This window comes from Bradyrhizobium sp. Mp19, from assembly GCF_029952935.1.
Classification (GTDB): domain Bacteria; phylum Pseudomonadota; class Alphaproteobacteria; order Rhizobiales; family Xanthobacteraceae; genus Bradyrhizobium; species Bradyrhizobium elkanii.
On sequence record NZ_JASAUT010000047.1, the window covers coordinates 1 to 19,455 of the forward strand.

The following is a 19,455-nucleotide window of genomic DNA, read 5'->3' on the forward strand; positions in this document are numbered from 1 at the left end:
CCTACCCCACTCACCGCAGTGCCAAGTCCGCGGCTACACTATGGGTAGCAAGTGCCAGGGCGACCCGAGTGGAGGGGTTTCTCCCGCCCAAAGAGGGCCGCTTCGCGAGAAGCGGGTCTGCACAAGCGCGTCCAGCGTTGTCCAACGTCGGCAAATGAGCAAAGCGCGGAAGACCGGGGAGACCGCTCGGGTCGGCATCGGCGCTAGCCGGCGCTTTACCCTGGCGCGCGCGAGGGACGGCGTCCCTTAGCTCTCGACAATGAGAATGCTGAGCAACCTGGAAGAAATGAAATCAAGCCAGGAGTGACAAGATCAAGAAGGCAGCCGCCGACAGGGCAGTGATAGCGACGCGGGCATGCAATGACCGCGGGCACCGAGGCGACTGCAGTCGAAAGACCGGTTAACTAGGCACCCGAACGCGGGACAGTGATAACGACGCCGGCATGCAATGACGGCGGGGCCCGCGGGCGAGTGCCTCCGGCGAGCGACTCATTATATCTATCTCTGCTTGCGCGAGGGATCGCGGCCGAACGGCCGAGATGCCATGCGGCTCGGTTGACCAGAGCCCGGTGCGGCGATAGCCGCGCGCGCACCCAAATTGGAGTCAGTTGGACAGCGGCGGTGAGAGTGCGATGATCCGAGATCACCATCGCCGGCCTTCGAAAGATTTCGCCGCATCTCAAGACAATGTGAGCCGTCTGATTGCGCTTGATTGCATTTGCGCAATCGCATTCCCACAAGGCGGCAGCTTGACCTCAATGCCGCTGCTTGCAGTTGCGCCAACTGATGAAACTGCGAAGGTCGTTCTCTCCTTGGTATCAGTCGCACCCTTGGATCTGTTCGATGGAGTCCGATAGGAAGAATATTGGCCAGCGTCTTGTGGCACGCGAACAGGCTGCATCCTATTGCAGCTTATCCGTCAGTGCTTTTTCCAGGTGGGTGAAGATCGGGATACTGCCCCCTGCTCTTTCCGGCACATCGCGGTGGGACTTGAAAGCAATCGACCACGCGCTAGACTCTCTGAGCAGGCTACCCGCATCCGAAACTTTCGACGTTGCGAGTTCTGCCCTGGACGAGTGGAGAGCGAAGCGTGCGCGTCAATCTGAAAGGCATACATAGAGTCACGCGACGGCTCGCGAATGGCGATGTACGCGTCCACTACTACGCGTGGCGCGGTGGCCCGGCGATCGAGGCCGAGCCAAACACGCCCGAGTTCTTGCTCGCATATAATGAGGCGCACGCAAGTCTGCGGCAGCCTCGTGCCGGCACATTCATGACGATCATCGCCCAATATAAGGCTGCGCCGGAATTCACCGGCCTCGCCGCATCTAGCCGCCGCTCGTATCTGGCCTATCTCAAGCTCATCGAGAATGAATTCGGTGACCTGCCCTTGGCAGCGCTCACTGATCGTCGGGTCCGCGGCGATTTCAAGAGCTGGCGGGATTCATTCGCCGAGACGCCTCGCAAGGCCGACTACGCCTGGACGACGCTGGCGCGGATCATGTCGTTCGCAAAGGACCGCGGCATCATCGCAACCAACCCATGCGAGCGCGGTGGCCGCCTCTATGCGGCCGATCGAAGGGACAATATATGGGGCGAGCAACAGATTGCAGCCATCCTCGAGACCGCCAGCGCTGAGATCAAATTTGCCGTCATGTTGGCTCTCTGGACCGGTCAGCGGCAAGGCGATCTCCTGCGGCTGCCGTGGTCAGCGTATGACGGTTCCCATATCAGGCTGCGCCAATCGAAGACTGGCCGCCGGATCGCGATGCCTGCGGGGGCTCCGCTCAAAGCCGTCCTGGACAAGGCCGAGCGGCGAAGCCCCCTCATTCTGACCAACTCGTATAGCCGCCCCTGGACGTCCGACGGCTTTCGGACGTCGTGGTCGAAGGCCTGCGACCGGGCAGGGATCGAAGACCTTACCTTCCACGACCTCAGGGGAACCGCCGTGGTCAGGCTGGCCGTCGCCGGCGCGACCGTGCCGCAGATCGCGACCTTTACCGGCCACAGCCTGAAGGATGTGGAGGCTATTCTCGACGCGCATTACCTCGGCCGCGATATTCAGCTGGCTGAGGCAGCCGTGCTGAAGCTCGAAGCGAGAACAAAACTGTAAACGGGGGTGTAAACGGCGAGAGATCGCAAACTGATCAAGACATCTAAGTCATTGAAAAGCTTGGTGGGCGCACCAGGGCTCGAACCTGGGACCCGCTGATTAAGAGTCAGCTGCTCTACCAACTGAGCTATGCGCCCGGAACTTGTCCGGAAATGACCCTCGCAAGAGAGCGGTCGTTTAGCAAAGCGATTCCCCGATGTCCAGCAAGCTCGAGCAAGTTTTCCCGACTTTCTGACAACCGAAAGGCCGCCGGAATCCGGCGGTCTTTCATAGGCTTGGCGAGGGCGGCGGCGGACGGCGCTCAGAGGCGGCCGGAGCGCTCCTGATCGGGGCCATCGTCGCGGTCGCAACGGTCGTGATCGAAGCCGCGGCCGCCGCGCTCCCAGCGGTCCATGCCGCGCTCGAGGCGGTGGCGGCGCCAGCCCTCGGCACCGAATCCGCGCCCTTCCATATGGGTCAGCAAGCTCAGCCGCCGCTTCTGGTTGTCGTCGAGCGTCTTGTAGAGCGGGTCGGCGGCGTCGGCGATCTTCTTCAGCGACGTCGCGGTCGCCGCCATGTTGTCCGCGCGCTCGCGCAGGCGGGCGACCGGATCGTCCGGCTTCTGCGCGTTGTCCGAATCGGTCTTCTCGGCGGCCATCCGCGCATTGGCGCGATCGAGCCGCAGCTTGGCGAAGTCGCGCACCGCGGCCTCGACCGGCGGCCACAGCTTCTCCTGATCGGCGTTGAGCTTCAGCCCGGCGTGGACGGCGGCGATCCGCGCGTCGAGGAAGGCGGCCCGATCCTCGGGGCTCATCCGCATATGGCTGTGGAACCAGGGACGATGCTGGGCATAGACCGCGGTCGAACCGGCAATCGTGAGCGCCGCGATACCGGCGAGCAGAGCTTTCTTCATAAGAACCTCCTTTGAAGGTTGCTCGAAGATGATGCCGCCCGCCCGCGCCTTCAACTTACGGATTGGACAGAGAGAGCTCTGTTACCAAGATGTAATCCGCTTTCATTGCATTGCAGAAACATCCAAAGCGCGAGGTCGCGCCCTGGATTTCTGTTGTTTGCGCTAGATCATTCCGAGCAGACGCGGCAGCCACAGCGATATCTCCGGCACGTAGGTGATCAGGCCGAGGAACACCAGCATCGCGCACAGCCACGGCAGGACCGAGATGGTGATCTCGCTGATGCCCATTTTGGCGATACTGCTCGCAATGTAGAGGTTGAGCCCGACCGGCGGATGGCACAGTCCGACCTCGGTGTTGACGATCATCAGGATGCCGAGATGCACCGGGTGCACGCCGAGCTTGGTCGCCAGCGGAAACAGGATCGGCGCCATGATCAAGAGGATCGACGACGGGTCCATCACGTTGCCGGCGAGCAGCAGGATGACGTTGACGACGAGCAGGAACATCCAGACCGAGAAGTTCTTGTCGATGATCCAGGCCGCCATCTCCTGCGGGATCTGCTCGTGCGTCATCAGGAACGAGAACAGCACCGCGTTGGTGATGATGTAGAGCAGCATCGAGCTCATGCTCGCCGCCTGCAGCAGCACCTTCGGCACCTCGGAGAGCTTCAGCTCCTTGTAGACGAATACGGTGATGAAGAAGGCGTAGGTCGCGGCGACCGCGGCCGCTTCGGTCGGCGTGAAGATGCCGCCATAGATGCCGCCGAGCACGATCGCGATCAGCAGCAGGCCCCAGATGCTTTCGCGGAACGCCGTGAACTGCTGGCCGATGGTCGCGCGCGGCATCTTCGGATAACCGTTGCGCCGCGCGACGAAGAAGGTCACCGCAGCCAGCATCAGCGCGAGCACGACGCCCGGCACGATGCCGGCCATGAACAGCGCGCCGATCGAGGTGTTGGTGGAAACGCCGTACAGCACCAGGATGATCGAGGGCGGCACCAGGATGCCGAGCGCACCCGAGGTCGAGATCACGCCGACGCCGAAACGCTTCGGATAGCCGTGATCGACCATCGCCGGCATCATGATCGAGCCGATCGCGACCACGGTGGCGACGCTCGAGCCCGAGATCGCCGCAAACATCGCGCAGGCCGCGACGCCGGCGAGGCCAAGGCCGCCGGGCAGATGCCCGACCAGTGAGGTCGTGAACGCGATCATGCGCCGCGCGACGCCGCCGCGGGTCAGGAAGGTGCCGGCCAGGATGAAGAACGGGATCGCCATGATGCCGAAATTGTCGAGGCCCGAAAATAGCTTCAGGCCGACGCTCTCGATCGGCACCTCGGTCATGGTGAACAGGAAGGTGAGCACGGTCAGGCCGAGCGAGATCGAGATCGGCATGCCCGTCAGCATCAGGGCAAACAGCAGTCCGAAAATAAGTGCGGCGCTCATCACGCTTCTCCAAGCGCGGCGGGCGCGGTCTTGCTGGTCTCGACGCCATCGACATGGGAGGCGTCATGGTGCGGCAGGGCGTCGGTCCACCAGTAGTTCCAGCACACCTGCAGGAAGCGGAAGCACATCAGGTAGGAGCCGAGCGGGATGCAGGCGTAGACGATCCAGCTCGGGATCTCGAGATCCGGCGAGACCTGGTCGGTATGCATCAATTCGAACACGAATTTGGCGCCCATGGTGCCGACGATCCCGGTGAACAGCGCGCCGCCGAGCAGGCCGAAGATGATGGTGCGCTTGCGCCAGAAATCGTTGAGGCGGTTGATCAGGACGTCGACGCCGACATGGACGCCGGCGCGCACGCCATAAGCGGCGCCGAACTTCGCCATCCAGATGAACATGTAGATGCAGAGTTCCTGCGACCAGGCGAGATTGATGCCGAACAGGTACGGATAGAGCACGGGAACGTCGACCAGAAAACGGTGCACGACCGTGACGAAGGTCAGCAGCGTCGCGGCCCCCATCAGGCTCGCGATGATGATTTCCTCGAGCCGGTCCAGAATTTTAAGCAGCATTGATCTCCCCTGTCATGGCCTGATGCGGCAACCGGCCACGGCACCCAAGCCGCGACCTCGCGCGGCCGCGGCGTTCACTATGTTTGCGGTTCAAGTCCCGCGTGACTGTTGCTATCGATCGGAGCTGCCTCCGATCCACCTCGCCCCGCGTGCGGGGAGAGGTCGAAATTCAAGCGCAGCTTGAATTTCGGGTGAGGGGGAGCTTCCGCGAGCGCATCTGGAGCCGCGTTCGCGGAGAAGGCCCCTCACCCCAACCTTCTCCCCGCAAGAACGGGGAGAGGGAGCTCTTCTGGCATCGCCTCAGCGGCGTAGCATCGCGCCTCAGTTCATCGGGCTGCGGCCGGTTTCCTTGAGGAATTCGTCGATCAGCGGCTGGCCGACGCGCGAGGCGACGTCCTTATAGACCGGCATCATTGCCTTGCGCATCGCCTCGTCCTGCTCCGGCGTCAACGCGACGATCTCGGTCTTGCCGGCCTTCTTGATCTCGGCGAGCGCGTCGTCGTTCTCCTTGGCCGACTGGCTGTTGCCGAACTCGGTGGCTTCCTTCATCGCCTTGGAGAGCTGCTCGCGGATATCGGCCGGCAGGCCGTCCCAGAACTTCTTGTTCACGACCACGACGTAGCCGATGTAGCCGTGATTGGTGACGGTGGCGTACTTCTGCACCTCATGCATTTTCTGGGTGTAGATGTTCGACCAGGTGTTCTCCTGGCCGTCGACCACGCCGGTCTGCAGCGCCTGGTAGACGTCAGAGAATGCCATCACCTGCGGGATCGCGCCGAGTGCGCGGAACTGGGCTTCCAGCACCTTCGACGACTGGATGCGGAACTTGAGCCCCTTGTAGTCGGCGGGCGCGACCAGCTTCTTGTTCGCGCTCATCTGCTTGAAGCCGTTGTCCCAGTAGGCGAGACCGGTCATGCCCTTGGAATCCAGCTTCTTGAGCAGCTGGGCGCCGAGCGGCCCGTCGGTGACCTTCCGCAGCGACTTCAGGTCGGGCAGGATGTAGGGCAGATCGAAGACTTCGAATTCCTTGATGCCGATCGGGCCGAACTTCGAGTTCGACGGCGCCAGCATCTGCACGGCGCCGAGCTGCAGCGCCTCGAGCTCTTCCTTGTCCTTGTAAAGCGTCGAGTTCGGGTAGACCTCGACCTTCACCTTGCCGCCGGTGTACTTCTCGGCGAGTTCCTTGAACTTGTCGGCCGCCTTGCCCTTCGGCGTATCCGACGCCACCACGTGGCTGAATTTGAGAACGATCGGCGACTGCGCCGCCGCAGGCCCGACAAAGGTCAAAGCCGCGATCGACGCCGCAGCCAATATGAGTTTACGCATGTTTCCTCCCGCGTAATTGCGGAGCGCGAATACCGGCCCCGAGACATCCGGTCGCACCATTACAGACAAGCAAAGACGATTGCCATTGCCCCTTTAGCAGGGGCCAATTGCACCATTGCTGCACTGCAAAATTCGATACGGCGGTATCCCCTTCGGCTCTTGCGACCGTTCAATGACACCGCCCGCACGCTGTGCCCGGCCACGGCAATGAGGTCAATGCGAGGTTTGGCAATGGCGGGTTCGCCGGGCGCGAATGCTGCGCGTTTCTTGCCGGCTGTCGTCCCTGCGAAAGCAGAGATGGGTCGAGATGCGGTGGACGCCGATTGCGCAACTGACGAGTGCGCATGAAGCGGACGGTGAAGTCGTGTGGTCCTGACGCCCTAGCGGCAGGTGTCCTCTCGCAAGGTGCGAAAGTGCTTTGCGAAGGCGGTGACAAGCAAGCCCAGTCTCGCCGGGGAGAGCACGTATAAGCCGAAACCCATCGCGCAGGGAAAGCCGGATTGCTCCGGTTACACCTGTGGTCCTACCCCCGAGCTTTCTACCCATTGCTCGGGGCCCATGGGTGCGATCGGCACCCGGCTTTCCCTGCGCCCTCTGCTTGAGGTGAGGGCGGAACAAGATGCAAAGCTCGGACGCCATGCGCCGCGAGAGTGCGGAAGCATGAGCCACACGTCGTCCAACACATTCAGTGTCGTCCTGGCGAAAGCCAGGACCCATTACCCCCAAATGAGATTTGTTGCGCGATGCTAGGGCCACGACCTCGTCCACAATCAAATGCGGTGGTTATGAGTCCTGGCTTTCGCCAGGACGACAACGAAGAGTCCCATCTGCAACATTTGCCGCGGCGTATGGACACGTTCGTGACGACCGCGAAGCGCCCCTCGATCGGGTGAGACGGGGCAAACCATACACTGAGTTCCACTTCGGATAAAGCGAAATATTTTTGCTGCGGGGGCTTGCGCCGTCGGGCGAATCAGTGGCAGCGGCCCTCCCCGCTCCGTTCGTCATTGCGGGCGACGCATCAGCATCCAATGTCGCCTCGCGGCGCGGACGGAATCCGGTCGATCAGACATCATTCCTTCCGCAGGATCTTATCCATGGCCTTTCCTCGTGCCAGCTCATCGATCAGTCTATCCAGGTAGCGAATTTCCCGCATGGTCGGCTCTTTGATTTCCTCCACCCTGACACCGCACACCACGCCCTTGATCGAGGCCCGAGAAGGATTCATTTCAGGCGCCTTTGCGAAGAACGTTTCGAAGTCGGTTTGTTTTTCCAACTGAGCTTCCAGCTCCTTCGGACCGTAGCCGGTCAACCAGGAGATCACCTGATCGACCTCCGCTTTGGTGCGTCCCTTCTTCTCCGCTTTCGCGACGTAGAGCGGGTAGACGCTTGCGAAGCTCGTTGTATAGATCCGATGCTTGGCCATGAATTGCTCCGAATGTTCGTATTCCGTGGTCTCGACGAGGAAATATTAGTCCTGGGTTGAACCGGCTTCGCCAATCCGAAGTGTCGCATGTGGCTGAGGGCATGGCGATGGCCTGTGCCTCCCGTTTCGTCCCCAGCGCTCGCCTGCGGCGGTGCGCATGCGTTGGCAGCAATCGCTCTACAGCGACGGCAACCGCTCTGGGGCAGCGCCACACCTGATCCGCTAGATCATCACCATGTCCAATCCACGGGCGGAAACAAGGCACCGCCCGCCGGGATCGAACACCAGGATCGAACGCAGGAGTTTGCAACGATGAACCAGATGATCCGCAATACTCAGGAGACAAGCATGAACCGCGACAATGTCTCGCACACCAGCCGACCGGGGCCTAGCGAACTGGTGCCGTCGCGCTACGCGCTGAAGATCGGCGAGATCGACGTGCTGGTGATCAGCGACGGGGTGCTGCCGCTGCCAACCAAGATGCTGGCGCACAATGCCGAGCCGGCCGTCCGCGCAGCCTGGCTGGACGACATGTTCCTGCCGCCGGACGCGTTCGACTGGGCGCTGAACGTGGTCGTGGTACGAAGCGGCGGGAAAACCATCCTCGTCGACGCCGGGCTGGGGTCGGACCCGGACCTGCACCTGCCGAAGGCCGGGCAGACGGTCAAGCGACTGGAGGCCGCCGGCATCGATCTCGGGTCCGTCACCGACGTGGTGCTAACCCACATGCACATGGACCATGTGGGCGGGCTGCTCGTCGAGGGCGTGAAGGAGCGGCTGCGTCCGGACCTGCGGATCCATGTGGCGGCTGCCGAAGTCAAGTTCTGGGAGGCGCCCGATTTCTCCCGCGTTTCGATGCCGCCGGGATTCCCGGACGCGCTTCGTGCGACCGCCAAGCGGTTCAGGAAAGAGTACCAGAGCCAGTTGCGGCTGTTCGACGAGGAGCACGAGGTGGCGCCCGGAGTGGTCGTCCGTCGCAGCGGTGGCCATACCCCCGGTCACAGCGTGGTTCGCCTGGCGTCCGGCGGCGACCGGCTGACATTCGCCGGTGACCTCGTGTTCGCGGTCGGCTTCGAGCACCCCGAATGGCACAACGGCTTCGAGCACGACCCCGAGGAGGCAGCCCGCGCCCGGATCAGTCTGCTGCGGGAGCTGGCGGCCAACCGCGAGCTGCTGGTGGCCACGCATATGCCGTTCCCGTCCGTTGGGCATGTCGCGGTCGAGGGTGACGCCTTCCGTTGGGTGCCGGTGTTCTGGGACTACTGAGACCCTGTCGAGTTAGAGCCGAACCGGGGCGCGTACTCATATCGATCATGGGTGCGCGCCCCGGCTTCCGCGCGGCCCTTCTGAGCAAAGGTCGGCTACGGGCCACAAGCGGTCATTCAAGCCGGTCGAGAGCGAATTAGCTTGCCTTGCTTTGAGTCCTTTTGCACTCTCAGGCAAGGAGGCCGATGCATGAAGATAATGACCGTCGCGTGCGCTCTCGGAGCGGCCCTCGTGCTGTGCAACCTCGGGACGTCTGGTGCTGAAGCCCGGGCGCGGAAGGCACAAGTCGTTCATGAACCAAGGAGGGTCATTATCCCGACGCCGGTGATAAGGCCAACTCCGTGGGATTATTATATTGTTCCACGATATCAATATCGCCCTGAAGACGACCGGGTCGATCCATACGCCCCGCCCCTGGTATCGTCGTGGCGCCTCTATGAGGCGTGGCGGTGGCCATACTGGTGGTGAACGGCGATCGCGCCAAACAGATCGTATTCCGAGTGGTGATTGTCCCCTGACGGACGGGGACTAGCTGTGAAGTTGCGCGTTGAGGCCGTCCCAATTTGGCGTACGTCTGGTTGCCTCGAGAGCGCCGCTCTGGGAATTCCGACGAAACAGCAGGCCCTTCTGGCCCGAGAGTTCCTTGGCTTTCAGCACTCGGCCATCTTCCAAAAGGATGCGCGCGCCTGCCGTGACATAACAGCCCGCTTCGACGATACAATCGTCACCCAATGAAATGCCGATACCGGCGTTGGCTCCGATCAGGCAGCGCTCGCCAACTGTAATCCTCTCTTTCCCTCCTCCGGACAGAGTGCCCATGATCGACGCTCCGCCACCAACGTCGCTGCCACTTCCGACAACCACACCGGCGCTGATCCGGCCTTCGACCATGCAGGGACCGAGCGTACCCGCGTTGAAATTGCAAAAGCCTTCATGCATGACGGTTGTGCCCGGAGCCAGGTAGGCCCCGAGCCTTACGCGATCCGCATCTGCAATTCTCACCTCCGCAGGCGTCACATAATCGGTCATGCGCGGAAACTTATCCACACCTGTCACCTCAAACGCGAGGCCACGCTTTCGTGCTTCCATTCGCGCGTCCGGTACACGAGAGCACTCACAGGGACCGAAGGTCGTCCAGGCAACGTTAGGTAAAAGACCGAAAACTCCCTCGAGGTTCAGGCAATTCGGCTGGACGAGCCGGTGGCTCAGCAGATGGAGTCGAAGATACGCGTCGTGCACGTCAGTCGGCGCAGATGCAAGGGAGCCGATTTCCGTACGGATCGGAACGATGTCGACATTGCGAATGTCGTCGTGTCGCGCATATCCGTCCGCCGACTCGCCCAACGATCTCCTGACCTCGTCGCTCGCCAGCCGCACCGTTGCCGCCTTGTCGGCCTCTACAACCAGGCGCAGCTGAAGAAACCAGGAATCCAGCACGCGACCGTCAGCGGCAATCGTCGCAAATCCCTCGCCTCTCGCGCCCCTCAGTTCCATCGCCATTCGAATGTCTCACACTACGATCCTGTACGTCATGCATACGCGAGTTTTCGTGGAAATGGCAACTTCCGGACCCTCAAACACGTCCGCTTTGGGGCAACGGGCGACATGGGTCCACGCCGCAGCGACGCCCGCTCTTATGTTCTGAGCGGATGCCGATCGACGGTGCTTGCGGTGCTGTGTCGGGCGAGCAAGTAGCCGGGTCGGCCGGCTCGCCCTCCACGCTTCGTCCCCGGACGGCTACTCCGCCGCGGTCCGGATATCGATCTTGTCGGCGCGGACCGCGCAGAACTTGAACTCCGGAATCTTGCCGAACGGATCGAGCGCCGGGTTGGTCAACAGGTTCGCCGCCGCCTCCGCGTAGCAGAACGGCATGAAGACCATGTTCTCGGGCACGTCGCGGTCGGCGCGCACCTTGACCTCGACCGCGCCGCGGCGCGTCTCGAGCCGGATGAAGTCGCCGGGCGCGAGTCCCTTCTTGCGCATGTCCTTCGGGGTCATGAACGCGACCGCTTCGGGCTCGATCTGGTCCAGCACCTGGGCACGGCGCGTCATCGAGCCGGTGTGCCAATGTTCGAGCACGCGGCCGGTCGACAGCACCATCGGGTACTCGTCGTCGGGCAACTCGTCCGGCGGGATCACCTTGGCCGGCACGATCTTGCCGCGGCCGCTCTCGGTCGGGAATCCAGTGGTGAAGATGATCTCGTTGCCCGGCTTGTCGGGATCGTCGACCGGATAGGTCACCGCGCCCTCGCGCACCAGGCGCTCCCAGGTGATGTTCTTCAGCGACGGCATCAGCTCGGCCATCTCGGTGAAGACCTCGCCCGGCCCCGCATAATTCCAGGGCAGTCCCATCCGCTTGCCGATCTCCTGGATGATCCAGAGATCCTGCCTTGCATCGCCCGGCGGCCTGATCACCTCGCGCGCCAGTTGCACACGGCGGTCGGTGTTGGTGAAGGAGCCGGACTTTTCGGCGAACGCCGAAGCCGGCAGGATGACGTCGGCGTGGAACGCGGTCTCGGTGACGAACAGATCCTGCACGACGAGATGATCGAGCTTGGCCAGCGCTTCGCGCGCGTGCTGCAGGTCCGGATCGGACATCGCCGGATTCTCGCCCTCGACATACATGCCGTGGATTTCGCCGGCGTGGATCGCATTCATGATCTCGACGACGGTCAGGCCGCGCACCGGATCGAGCTCCTGCCCCCACAGCTTCTCGAAAGCGCCGCGCATGTCGTCGCGGCCGACCGGCTGATAGTCCGGCAGGAACATCGGGATCAGGCCGGCGTCGGAGGCGCCCTGCACGTTGTTCTGCCCGCGCAGCGGATGCAGCCCGGTGCCGGGGCGGCCGACCTGGCCGGTGATCAGGGCCAGCGCGATCAGGCAGCGCGCATTGTCGGTGCCGTGAACATGCTGGCTGATGCCCATGCCCCAGAAGATGATCGACGATTTGGCGCGGGCATAGGCGCGCGCAACCTCGCGCAGCGTCTCCGCCGGAATGCCGCAGATCTGGGACATGCGCTCCGGCGTGAACTCCTGGATCTTCGCCTTCAGCTCGTCATAGCCCTCGGTATAGCCGGCGATGTACTGCTCGTCGGTCAGGCCTTCGGTGATGATCGTGTGGATCATCGCGTTCAGCATCGCGACGTCGCTGCCCGGTTTGAATTGCAGGTGTTCGGTGGCGTGGCGCGACAGCGTCTGCCGGCGCGGGTCCATCACATAGAGCTTGGCGCCGCGTTTGGCGGCGTTCTTGATGTAGGTGGCGGCGACCGGATGGTTCACGGTCGGATTGGCGCCGATCACCCAGATCACCTCGGCGTCGGCTGCGGCCGCGAACGGTGCCGACACCGCGCCGGAGCTCAATCCCTCGAACAGCGCCGCCACCGACGAGGCGTGGCACAGCCGCGTGCAGTGGTCGACATTGTTGGAGCCGAAGCCGGTGCGCACCAGCTTCTGGAACAGATAGGCTTCCTCGTTCGAGCCCTTGGCCGAGCCGAAGCCGGCCAGCGCCTTGGCGCCCTTCTCGTCGCGGATCTTGCGCAAGCCCGCCGCGGCGAGATCGAGCGCCTCTTCCCAGGATGCTTCGCGGAAATGGGTGTAGGGATTGGCCGGATCGACCTGGTCGTTGGCATCTTTCTTGACGCCGGGCAGCCGCACCAGCGGCTTGGTCAGGCGATTGGGGTGATGGATGTAGTCGAAGCCGAAGCGGCCCTTGACGCAGAGCCGGTTGTGATTGGCGGGACCATCGCGGCCTTCCGCGTAGATCACCTTCTCGTCCTTGACCTGGTAGGTGACCTGGCAGCCGACGCCGCAATACGGGCAGAGCGAATCCACCTTCTTGTCGGGATAGGTGACGCGGGTCTGCTTGTCGTCGAGCATGACCGCCGGCATCAGGGCGCCGGTCGGGCAGGCCTGCACGCACTCGCCGCAGGCGACGCAGGTCGATTCGCCCATCGGATCGTCGAAGTCGAACACGATCTTGGCGTCGTGGTTGCGGTAGGCCATGCCGATCACGTCGTTGACCTGCACCTCGCGGCACGCCCGCACGCAGAGACCGCACTGGATGCAGGCGTCGAGATTGACGCTCATCGCCGGATGGCTGGTGTCGGCGTGCCAGCGTTCAGTCGCGGGAAAGCGACTTTCGGTCACGCCGGTCTTCTCGGCCCAGTGCCAGAATTTCGAGTCCGGATCGTGCGAAGTCTCGCGCGCCGGCTGGTCCGCCACCAGCAGCTCCATCACCATCTTCTGCGCCGCGACGGCGCGCTGGCTGGCCGACTTCACCTTCATGCCGACCGTCGGCGTCCGCTTGCAGGACGCCGCCAGCACGCGCTCGCCTTCGATTTCGACCATGCAGGCGCGGCAGTTGCCGTCCGGCCGGTAGTCCGGCGCGGGCGAATAGCACAGATGCGGAATCTCGGTGCCCTGGCGCTTGGCGACCTGCCAGATCGTCTCGCCGGCCCGCGCCTCGACCTGCTCGCCGTCGAGCTCGAACTGAATCGTCAGGCCTGAGTTCTGATTGTTGCTCATTCAAATCCTCGTCGAAATTCGTCTGCTCGGCCTCGCCTACTCGGCGGCTTGCTGCGGACGAAAGCCGTCCGGAAAATATTTGATCACTGAGGTCAGCGGATTGGAGGCCGCCTGACCGAGGCCACAGATCGACGCATCGCGCATCGCCTGGCTCAATTGGTCGAGCAGTTCCTTGTTCCAGACCGGCTGCTGCATCAACAGCGCCGCCTTCTCGGTTCCGGCGCGGCACGGCGTGCACTGCCCGCAGCTCTCGTCCTCGAAGAATTTCATCAGGTTCAGCGCGGCATCCCTGACGTCATCGGCCTGCGAGAGCACGACCACGGCGGCGGAGCCGATGAAGCAGCCATATTTCTCCAGCGTGCCGAAATCGAGCGGGATGTCGTCCATCGACGCCGGCAGGATGCCGCCGGATGCGCCGCCCGGCAGATAGGCCTGCAAGGTATGGCCGTCGGCCATGCCGCCGCAGAACTCGTCGATCAACTCGCGCAGCGTGATGCCGGCGGGAGCGAGCTTGACGCCGGGATCCTTGACGCGTCCCGACACCGAGAAGCTGCGCAGGCCGTGGCGTTCGTTGCGGCCGTGGCTCTTCCACCAGTCGGCGCCGTTCTCGACGATGTCGCGCACCCACCACAACGTCTCGATGTTGTTGATCAGCGTCGGCAGGCCGAACAGCCCGACCTGGAACGGATATGGCGGCTTGTGCCGCGGCAGGCCGCGCTTGCCTTCAATCGATTCCAGCAGCGAGGATTCCTCGCCGCAGATATATGCGCCGGCGCCGCGCCGCAGATGCAGCGTCGGTCCACCCGGCGGAAGTTTTGCGATCTCGCGGGCGAGGATCTCGCGGCAGGCCGGGTACTCGTCGCGGATATAGATGTAGACTTCGGGCGCCTCGACCACGTGGGCGCCGATCAGCATGCCCTCGAGGAAGCGATGCGGATCGGTCTCGAGATAATAGCGGTCCTTGAACGTGCCGGGCTCGCCCTCGTCGCCGTTCACCGCCATCAATCGCGGACCGGGTTCGCCGAGCACCGCGCGCCACTTGCGGCCGGTCGGAAATCCGGCGCCGCCGAGGCCGCGCAGCGACGCATCGTCGAGCGCCTTCAGCAGGTCTTCGCGCGGCAGCTCGCCCGAGCGCAGGCGCGCCAGCAGCCGGTATCCGCCGCCCGCCACATAGGCGTCGTAGTCGACATATGGCGGAAGGTGCACATGGGTGTCGCCGTTCTTCGCCGCCGCCAGCACATTGGTGACGGTCGCATGATCGACGAAGTTGTGGCCGACCTCGGCAGCGGGCGCGGTGTCGCAGCGGCCGACGCACGGCGCCCGCACGACGCGGATGCCGGGGCCGGCGCGGTTCTGCAGATCCTTCAGCAGCTTCTCGCCGCCGAGCATCGCGCAGGTCAGCGAATCGCAGACGCGCACGGTGAGCGGCGCGATGTCAGGCTCGCCTTCCTTCACGATGTCGAAATGCGCGTAGAAGGTGGCGGTCTCGAACACTTCGGCGAACGACAGCTTCATCTCGTCGGCGAGCGCGGCAAGATGCGCCGCCGAGATCTGATGGTATTTGTCCTGGATCAGATGCAGATACTCGATCAGGAGGTCGCGCCGCCTCGGACGATCGGCGAGCAGCACCTCGATCTCATGGGCGGCCACAGGGTCGACCTGGCGTCCCTTGGGCGTGGCCTTCGCTCGCTTCCTGCCCTGTCCGGGATGCTCGAACGCACGAACCTTGTGAACGTCGTCTCTACTCATGAAGCCTCGCCTTGGGAACCACGCTTTGCGCGAATTGCACTGCTTCGACGAACTGTATTCTCTGGTATGCCAGAGGCAAGCAGTTTTAGAACGCCTCTAGCAGCGTCGGGTTGCCGCGTAGGCCGTTGTTAATGTTTGCCTATCGGGCGATCTGATTTTGCTATCGCGCGCTCGTCGCGCTGCGCGGTCTCGACCGCGTTTCAGCTCTCACAGCAGGTCGGCGTAGCCGAGAAAGCCGACGGCATCGCCAGGTTCAACCCGCACGACGGACTCGCCGAGTTCGACCAGTCCATCGGTCTCGATCAGCGACGACAGCAGGCCGGCTCCCTCGCGAGGAAACTTGTTCGCTTCCAGCGCACCGTCCGCCGCCCGTCGCAGCGAGACGCGGACATATTCGCGCCGCCCGCTCTTCTTCTTGTAGCTGAAGGCGGCCCGCACCGGCATCGGCAGCAAGGGGGACGGCACCGCGCCCGACAGCGCCAGCACGGTCGGCCGCACGACATGGACGAAGGTGACGAAGCTCGCCACCGGATTGCCGGGCAGGCCGATCAACGGGGTGCCGTCGATGATTCCCATCGCCACCGGGCGGCCGGGCTTGATCGCCATCCGCCACAGCACCAGCGAGCCCGCCTGTTCGATGCCGGCCCTGACGTGGTCCTCTTCGCCGGTCGAGACCCCGCCGGTGGTCAGGATCAGGTCGTAGCGCCGCGCGACCTGCTTGAGCGCAGCGGCGAGCTCGGCCCGCTCGTCGCGCAGGATGCCGAGATCGCCGACCTCGCAACCAAGCCGCCGCAACATCGCCATCAGCATGAAGCGGTTGGAATCGAACAGTTGCGCTTCGGTGCGCGCGCTGCCGGGCGCAGCCAGTTCGTCGCCGGTCGAGAACACCCCGACGCGAAGCCGCCGCACCACGTCGAGCGTGGTGAGCCCGAAGGCCGCGGCGACCGCGATATCCTGCGGGCGCAGGCGCCGTCCCGATGCCAGCGCGACGTGGCCGCGCGGAATGTCCTCGCCGGCCGGACGCACATTGGCGCCGATCTTCAGGCCGGACGGCAGGATCACGCTCCCGGAATCGTCGATCCGCACGTCTTCCTGCATGAACACGGTGTCGGTGCCATCGGGCATCGGCGCACCGGTGAAGATCCGCACCGCCTGGCCCGCCTGCGCCGGCTGCGCCGACGCCCCTGCCTGCACCCGCCCGGCAACGGGGAATGCGCGCTCGCCGCTCGCCGGCAGGTCCGCGCCGGATACCGCGTAGCCGTCGACGGCGGAATTCCTGAACGGCGGCAGCGCAAGCGGCGCGACAATATCGCCGGCCAGGATGCGTCCGTCCGCATCCACCAGGGCAACGGCTTCGGTCTCGCCGACGGGCTTGACCCGCGCGGCGATGATCGCGACGGCTTCGTCGACCGACATCATCGGTCCGCCGAACGCGAAGCAGTCGTCCGAAAGCTGCGCCATGATCTCCCTCAGTCCTCGGCCAATCGACAAGATTTGTTCGACCCGGATCGCGAACTGCGCATTATCCTTAAAGCCGGACCGATCGATGGCAGTTCCCGCGAGGCGGCGGAGAGTCGCCAGTCAGTCTCCGAACGTGCTTATATCCCTAGCTGCGTTGTCATGTGAACCCATTCGGACGTCCAGCAGTGACCGAGAAAACCACAGCTCCCATCATTGTTCCTGATCCGGACGATCCGCGCCTGACGGAGCGCGTGGTCGGCGTCGACCAGACCGGCGCACGGACCGAGATCAAGGTGCCGGTCGAGCGGCCGCTGACGCTGTACCTCAACGCGCAGGAGATCGTCACGATGATGACGATCAACGACTATCCCGAATACCTCGCGCTCGGCTACCTCTTGAACCAGAACATGCTCAAATACGACGACGTCGTCACCGAGGTCGAATATGACGACGATCTCGAGGTCGTCGTGGTGCGCACCGCGCACCACACCAATTTCGAGGCGAAGCTGAAGAAGCGCACGCAGACCTCGGGCTGCGCCCAGGGCACGGCGTTCGGCGACCTGCTCGAAGCCGTCGAGAAGGTCGCGCTGCCGAAGGCCGAACTGCGGACCTCCTGGCTCTACCGGATGACGCACACCATCAACACGATGCCGTCGCTTTATCTGGAAGCCGGCGCCATTCACGGCTGCGTGCTGTGCAAGGAGGCGACGCCGGTGTGCTACACCGAGGACGTCGGCCGGCACAACGCCGTCGACAAGATCGCGGGCTGGATCTATCGCCACAATGTCGATCCGGCCGACAAGATTCTCTACACCACCGGGCGGCTGACCTCTGAGATGGTGATCAAGACGGTGCGGATGGGGATTCCAATCCTGGTCTCGCGCTCCGGCTTCACCGCATGGGGTGTCGATCTGGCGCGGCAGGTCGGATTGACGCTGGTCGGTCGCGCCCGCGGCAAGCGCTTCATCGCGCTGTCGGGCCAGGAGCGGATCGTCTACGACCAGAATCTCGACTATGTCGAAGAGGAATCGATGCGTCACAAGCGCAAGGGCGAGACCGACAATGACTGATATTCCGGGGACTGCCGTCCCGGGCGTGCTGCTCGCCGGCGGCCTCGCGCGGCGGATGGGCGGCGGCGACAAGCCGATGCGCAAGATCGCGGGCCGCACCATTCTGCAACGGGTGATCGACCGTCTCGCCCCGCAATGCAGTGGGCTGATCATCAACGCCAATGGCGATCCCACGCGCTTCGCCGCGTTCGGCCTCCCGGTCGTCGCCGACGACGTTGCCGACTATCCCGGTCCCCTCGCCGGCATCCTGGCCGCGCTCGACTGGACCGCCGCCAACCGGCCGGATGCGCAATGGGTGCTCAGCGCCGCGGGCGACTGTCCGTTTCTGCCGCGCGATCTCGTCACGCGCCTGGAGCAGGCGCGCGTGGCCAAAAATGCCGAGCTCGCGGTCGCTTCATCCGGCGGGCAGACGCATCCCGTCATCGGCCTCTGGAGCGTCCGCCTGCGGAATGAATTGCGCCAAGCGCTGGTCGTCGAGGACGTACGCAAGATCGACCGCTGGACCGCGCGCTATCCGCTCGCGACGGTCGAGTGGCCGACCGAGCCGCTCGATCCGTTCTTCAATGCCAATACCGTTGAAGACATCGCGGAAGCCGACCGTCTCGCCGCGCTCGACGGCGGCTAGAGCATTTTCGGTTCTGATTGAATCAGAACCGAAGCTCTAGATTCTTGTTTTGACGCGTTTTCTTCACGCGAACCGGTGTCCACTTCGCCCGAAAACGCTCTAATGTCCGCCGCCCGGATCAGCTCGGCCACGGCGTGTTGCGGATCCGGGTGCAGGCATTCGGCCGGTGAAAGCCGGGATCGCGCTCCGCGACGAAGTCGAAATTGACGGTGCCGAACGTGGTCTGCGGCTTCTTCAGGGCCGAGCAGGTCTGAACCTCGATGAACTCGTTCTTGAAATCGCCGCGGGGAAACGCGGCAAGGACGCAGTCGCGCTGCTCGGCCGTATAGTCATCGTAACCGACGCCGACGGCATCGACCAATACGCCCGCATTGGTGAGCGCGATTTCCGGGCGCATGTATTGCGGAATGCCGGGCGTGGTGTGCAAGGCGATCGCTTCCCACACCAGGTCCGCCTTCGGCTCGGCGATGCCGTGGCTCCTGAGAAACTTGCGCGCCGCATCGGCGCCGTCGAGCTCAAACCGTTTGGTCTCGGTATGGAAGTGATCGACAAGGCCGAGATCATGAAACAGCGCAGCAACATAGAGCAGTTCAGGGTCGAACTTCAGATTTTGCCTGACGCCCTTGAGCGCGCCGAACACGAACACCCGGACCGAGTGATTGAACAACATTTCGGTTTCGTATTGCCGCACCAGCTCGGCGGCCTCCCGCGCGATCTTGCTGTCCGGGATTCGAATGCCGGAAATCGTGTCCGCCATCATCGCACTCCTGCCCTGTGTAGCCTGCCGGATGCATGCGCTGGACGGCCAACGGCGTCGCGATTCATGCGCGCCGGCACTCGCTGCAGTGAATCGTATCCACTACCTAACCCGCAAAGCGGCAACCGGAAGGCCCCCGCGCCATGAAGATTCTGCAGGGAGATCGTGAGGCTGGTGCAATACGGAAGGCGCGATCGAGCTCAGCCGATCGCGCCTGGCCTGATCCAG

14 protein-coding genes and 1 tRNA gene are annotated in these 19,455 nt (G+C 63.6%); 4 read left to right on the plus strand and 11 right to left on the minus strand.

The genetic code is table 11. From position 1 onward, the window contains the following. Positions 1-1,090: 1,090 nt before the first annotated feature. Positions 1,091-2,113, plus strand: coding sequence for a site-specific integrase (locus QJT82_RS34355; protein WP_028342405.1), 1,023 nt, complete (start codon positions 1,091-1,093; stop codon positions 2,111-2,113). Positions 2,114-2,174: 61 nt separating this feature from the next. Here QJT82_RS34355 and QJT82_RS34360 read toward each other — a convergent pair. The 6 genes from QJT82_RS34360 to QJT82_RS34385 all read right to left on the minus strand — a co-directional run bounded on the left by QJT82_RS34360 (position 2,175) and on the right by QJT82_RS34385 (position 7,775). Next, positions 2,175-2,250: transfer RNA gene (locus tag QJT82_RS34360), tRNA-Lys, on the minus strand. A gap of 164 nt (positions 2,251-2,414) precedes the next feature. Then, a complete protein-coding gene (locus QJT82_RS34365) occupies positions 2,415-3,005 on the minus strand; it encodes a Spy/CpxP family protein refolding chaperone (protein ID WP_028342404.1) in 591 nt (196 codons plus the stop codon). Between the two features lie 162 nt (positions 3,006-3,167). Beyond that, positions 3,168-4,451 carry a TRAP transporter large permease subunit gene (locus tag QJT82_RS34370; RefSeq protein WP_028342403.1) on the minus strand — a complete coding sequence of 428 codons (1,284 nt, stop codon included), beginning with the start codon at positions 4,449-4,451 and terminating at the stop codon, positions 3,168-3,170. Further along, positions 4,451-5,023, minus strand: coding sequence for a TRAP transporter small permease (locus QJT82_RS34375; protein ID WP_281446679.1), 573 nt, complete (start codon positions 5,021-5,023; stop codon positions 4,451-4,453). Before QJT82_RS34375 ends, QJT82_RS34370 begins: the two co-directional genes overlap by 1 nt. Positions 5,024-5,344: 321 nt before the next feature. Next, positions 5,345-6,349, minus strand: a complete 1,005-nt coding sequence (locus tag QJT82_RS34380) for a TRAP transporter substrate-binding protein (RefSeq protein ID WP_028342401.1) — start codon at positions 6,347-6,349, stop codon at positions 5,345-5,347. Between the two features lie 1,072 nt (positions 6,350-7,421). After that, positions 7,422-7,775: a DUF2200 domain-containing protein gene (locus QJT82_RS34385; RefSeq protein WP_028342400.1), complete on the minus strand. Its 354-nt coding sequence runs from the start codon at positions 7,773-7,775 to the stop codon at positions 7,422-7,424. Between the two features lie 312 nt (positions 7,776-8,087). On the opposite strand from QJT82_RS34385, the gene QJT82_RS34390 reads away from it, so the two are divergent. Next, complete coding sequence (locus QJT82_RS34390; RefSeq protein ID WP_028342399.1) at positions 8,088-9,041, plus strand: MBL fold metallo-hydrolase; 954 nt, start codon at positions 8,088-8,090, stop codon at positions 9,039-9,041. Between the two features lie 528 nt (positions 9,042-9,569). On the opposite strand, the gene dapD is transcribed toward QJT82_RS34390, so the two are convergent. From dapD to glp, 4 genes are all read right to left on the minus strand, one after another. Then, positions 9,570-10,541, minus strand: a complete 972-nt coding sequence (gene dapD, locus QJT82_RS34395) for a 2,3,4,5-tetrahydropyridine-2,6-dicarboxylate N-succinyltransferase (protein WP_028342398.1) — start codon at positions 10,539-10,541, stop codon at positions 9,570-9,572. A gap of 237 nt (positions 10,542-10,778) precedes the next feature. Next, positions 10,779-13,541 (minus strand): formate dehydrogenase subunit alpha, encoded by a 2,763-nt coding sequence (gene fdhF / locus QJT82_RS34400; protein WP_028342397.1) that lies wholly within the window; start codon positions 13,539-13,541, stop codon positions 10,779-10,781. 60 nt (positions 13,542-13,601) lie between these two features. Continuing rightward, positions 13,602-15,314 carry an NADH-ubiquinone oxidoreductase-F iron-sulfur binding region domain-containing protein gene (locus QJT82_RS34405; protein ID WP_281446680.1) on the minus strand — a complete coding sequence of 571 codons (1,713 nt, stop codon included), beginning with the start codon at positions 15,312-15,314 and terminating at the stop codon, positions 13,602-13,604. Between the two features lie 207 nt (positions 15,315-15,521). Further along, positions 15,522-16,775, minus strand: a complete 1,254-nt coding sequence (gene glp / locus QJT82_RS34410; RefSeq protein ID WP_028342395.1) for a gephyrin-like molybdotransferase Glp — start codon at positions 16,773-16,775, stop codon at positions 15,522-15,524. A 185-nt stretch (positions 16,776-16,960) separates the two neighbouring features. Here glp and QJT82_RS34415 point away from each other — a divergent pair, with 185 nt between their 5' ends. Both QJT82_RS34415 and mobA read left to right on the plus strand, forming a co-directional pair. After that, positions 16,961-17,845 carry a formate dehydrogenase accessory sulfurtransferase FdhD gene (locus QJT82_RS34415; RefSeq protein WP_028342394.1) on the plus strand — a complete coding sequence of 295 codons (885 nt, stop codon included), beginning with the start codon at positions 16,961-16,963 and terminating at the stop codon, positions 17,843-17,845. Then, positions 17,838-18,470, plus strand: a complete 633-nt coding sequence (gene mobA, locus QJT82_RS34420) for a molybdenum cofactor guanylyltransferase MobA (protein ID WP_028342393.1) — start codon at positions 17,838-17,840, stop codon at positions 18,468-18,470. Before QJT82_RS34415 ends, mobA begins: the two co-directional genes overlap by 8 nt. A gap of 118 nt (positions 18,471-18,588) precedes the next feature. Here the strand turns inward: mobA and QJT82_RS34425 are convergent, their stop codons facing one another. Then, on the minus strand, positions 18,589-19,227 hold the full coding sequence (locus QJT82_RS34425; RefSeq protein WP_028342392.1) for an HD domain-containing protein: 639 nt from the start codon (positions 19,225-19,227) through the stop codon (positions 18,589-18,591). Between the last annotated feature and the right edge of the window lie 228 nt (positions 19,228-19,455).

Coding starts and splice junctions, on each gene's coding strand:
- QJT82_RS34365 (WP_028342404.1), bottom strand. CDS start 3,005: ATGAAGAAAGCTCTGCTCGCCGGTATCGCGGCGCTCACGATTGCCGGT.
- QJT82_RS34370 (WP_028342403.1), bottom strand. CDS start 4,451: ATGAGCGCCGCACTTATTTTCGGACTGCTGTTTGCCCTGATGCTGACG.
- QJT82_RS34375 (WP_281446679.1), bottom strand. CDS start 5,023: ATGCTGCTTAAAATTCTGGACCGGCTCGAGGAAATCATCATCGCGAGC.
- QJT82_RS34380 (WP_028342401.1), bottom strand. CDS start 6,349: ATGCGTAAACTCATATTGGCTGCGGCGTCGATCGCGGCTTTGACCTTT.
- QJT82_RS34385 (WP_028342400.1), bottom strand. CDS start 7,775: ATGGCCAAGCATCGGATCTATACAACGAGCTTCGCAAGCGTCTACCCG.
- QJT82_RS34390 (WP_028342399.1), top strand. CDS start 8,088: ATGAACCAGATGATCCGCAATACTCAGGAGACAAGCATGAACCGCGAC.
- dapD (WP_028342398.1), bottom strand. CDS start 10,541: ATGGCGATGGAACTGAGGGGCGCGAGAGGCGAGGGATTTGCGACGATT.
- QJT82_RS34405 (WP_281446680.1), bottom strand. CDS start 15,314: ATGAGTAGAGACGACGTTCACAAGGTTCGTGCGTTCGAGCATCCCGGA.
- glp (WP_028342395.1), bottom strand. CDS start 16,775: ATGGCGCAGCTTTCGGACGACTGCTTCGCGTTCGGCGGACCGATGATG.
- mobA (WP_028342393.1), top strand. CDS start 17,838: ATGACTGATATTCCGGGGACTGCCGTCCCGGGCGTGCTGCTCGCCGGC.
- QJT82_RS34425 (WP_028342392.1), bottom strand. CDS start 19,227: ATGGCGGACACGATTTCCGGCATTCGAATCCCGGACAGCAAGATCGCG.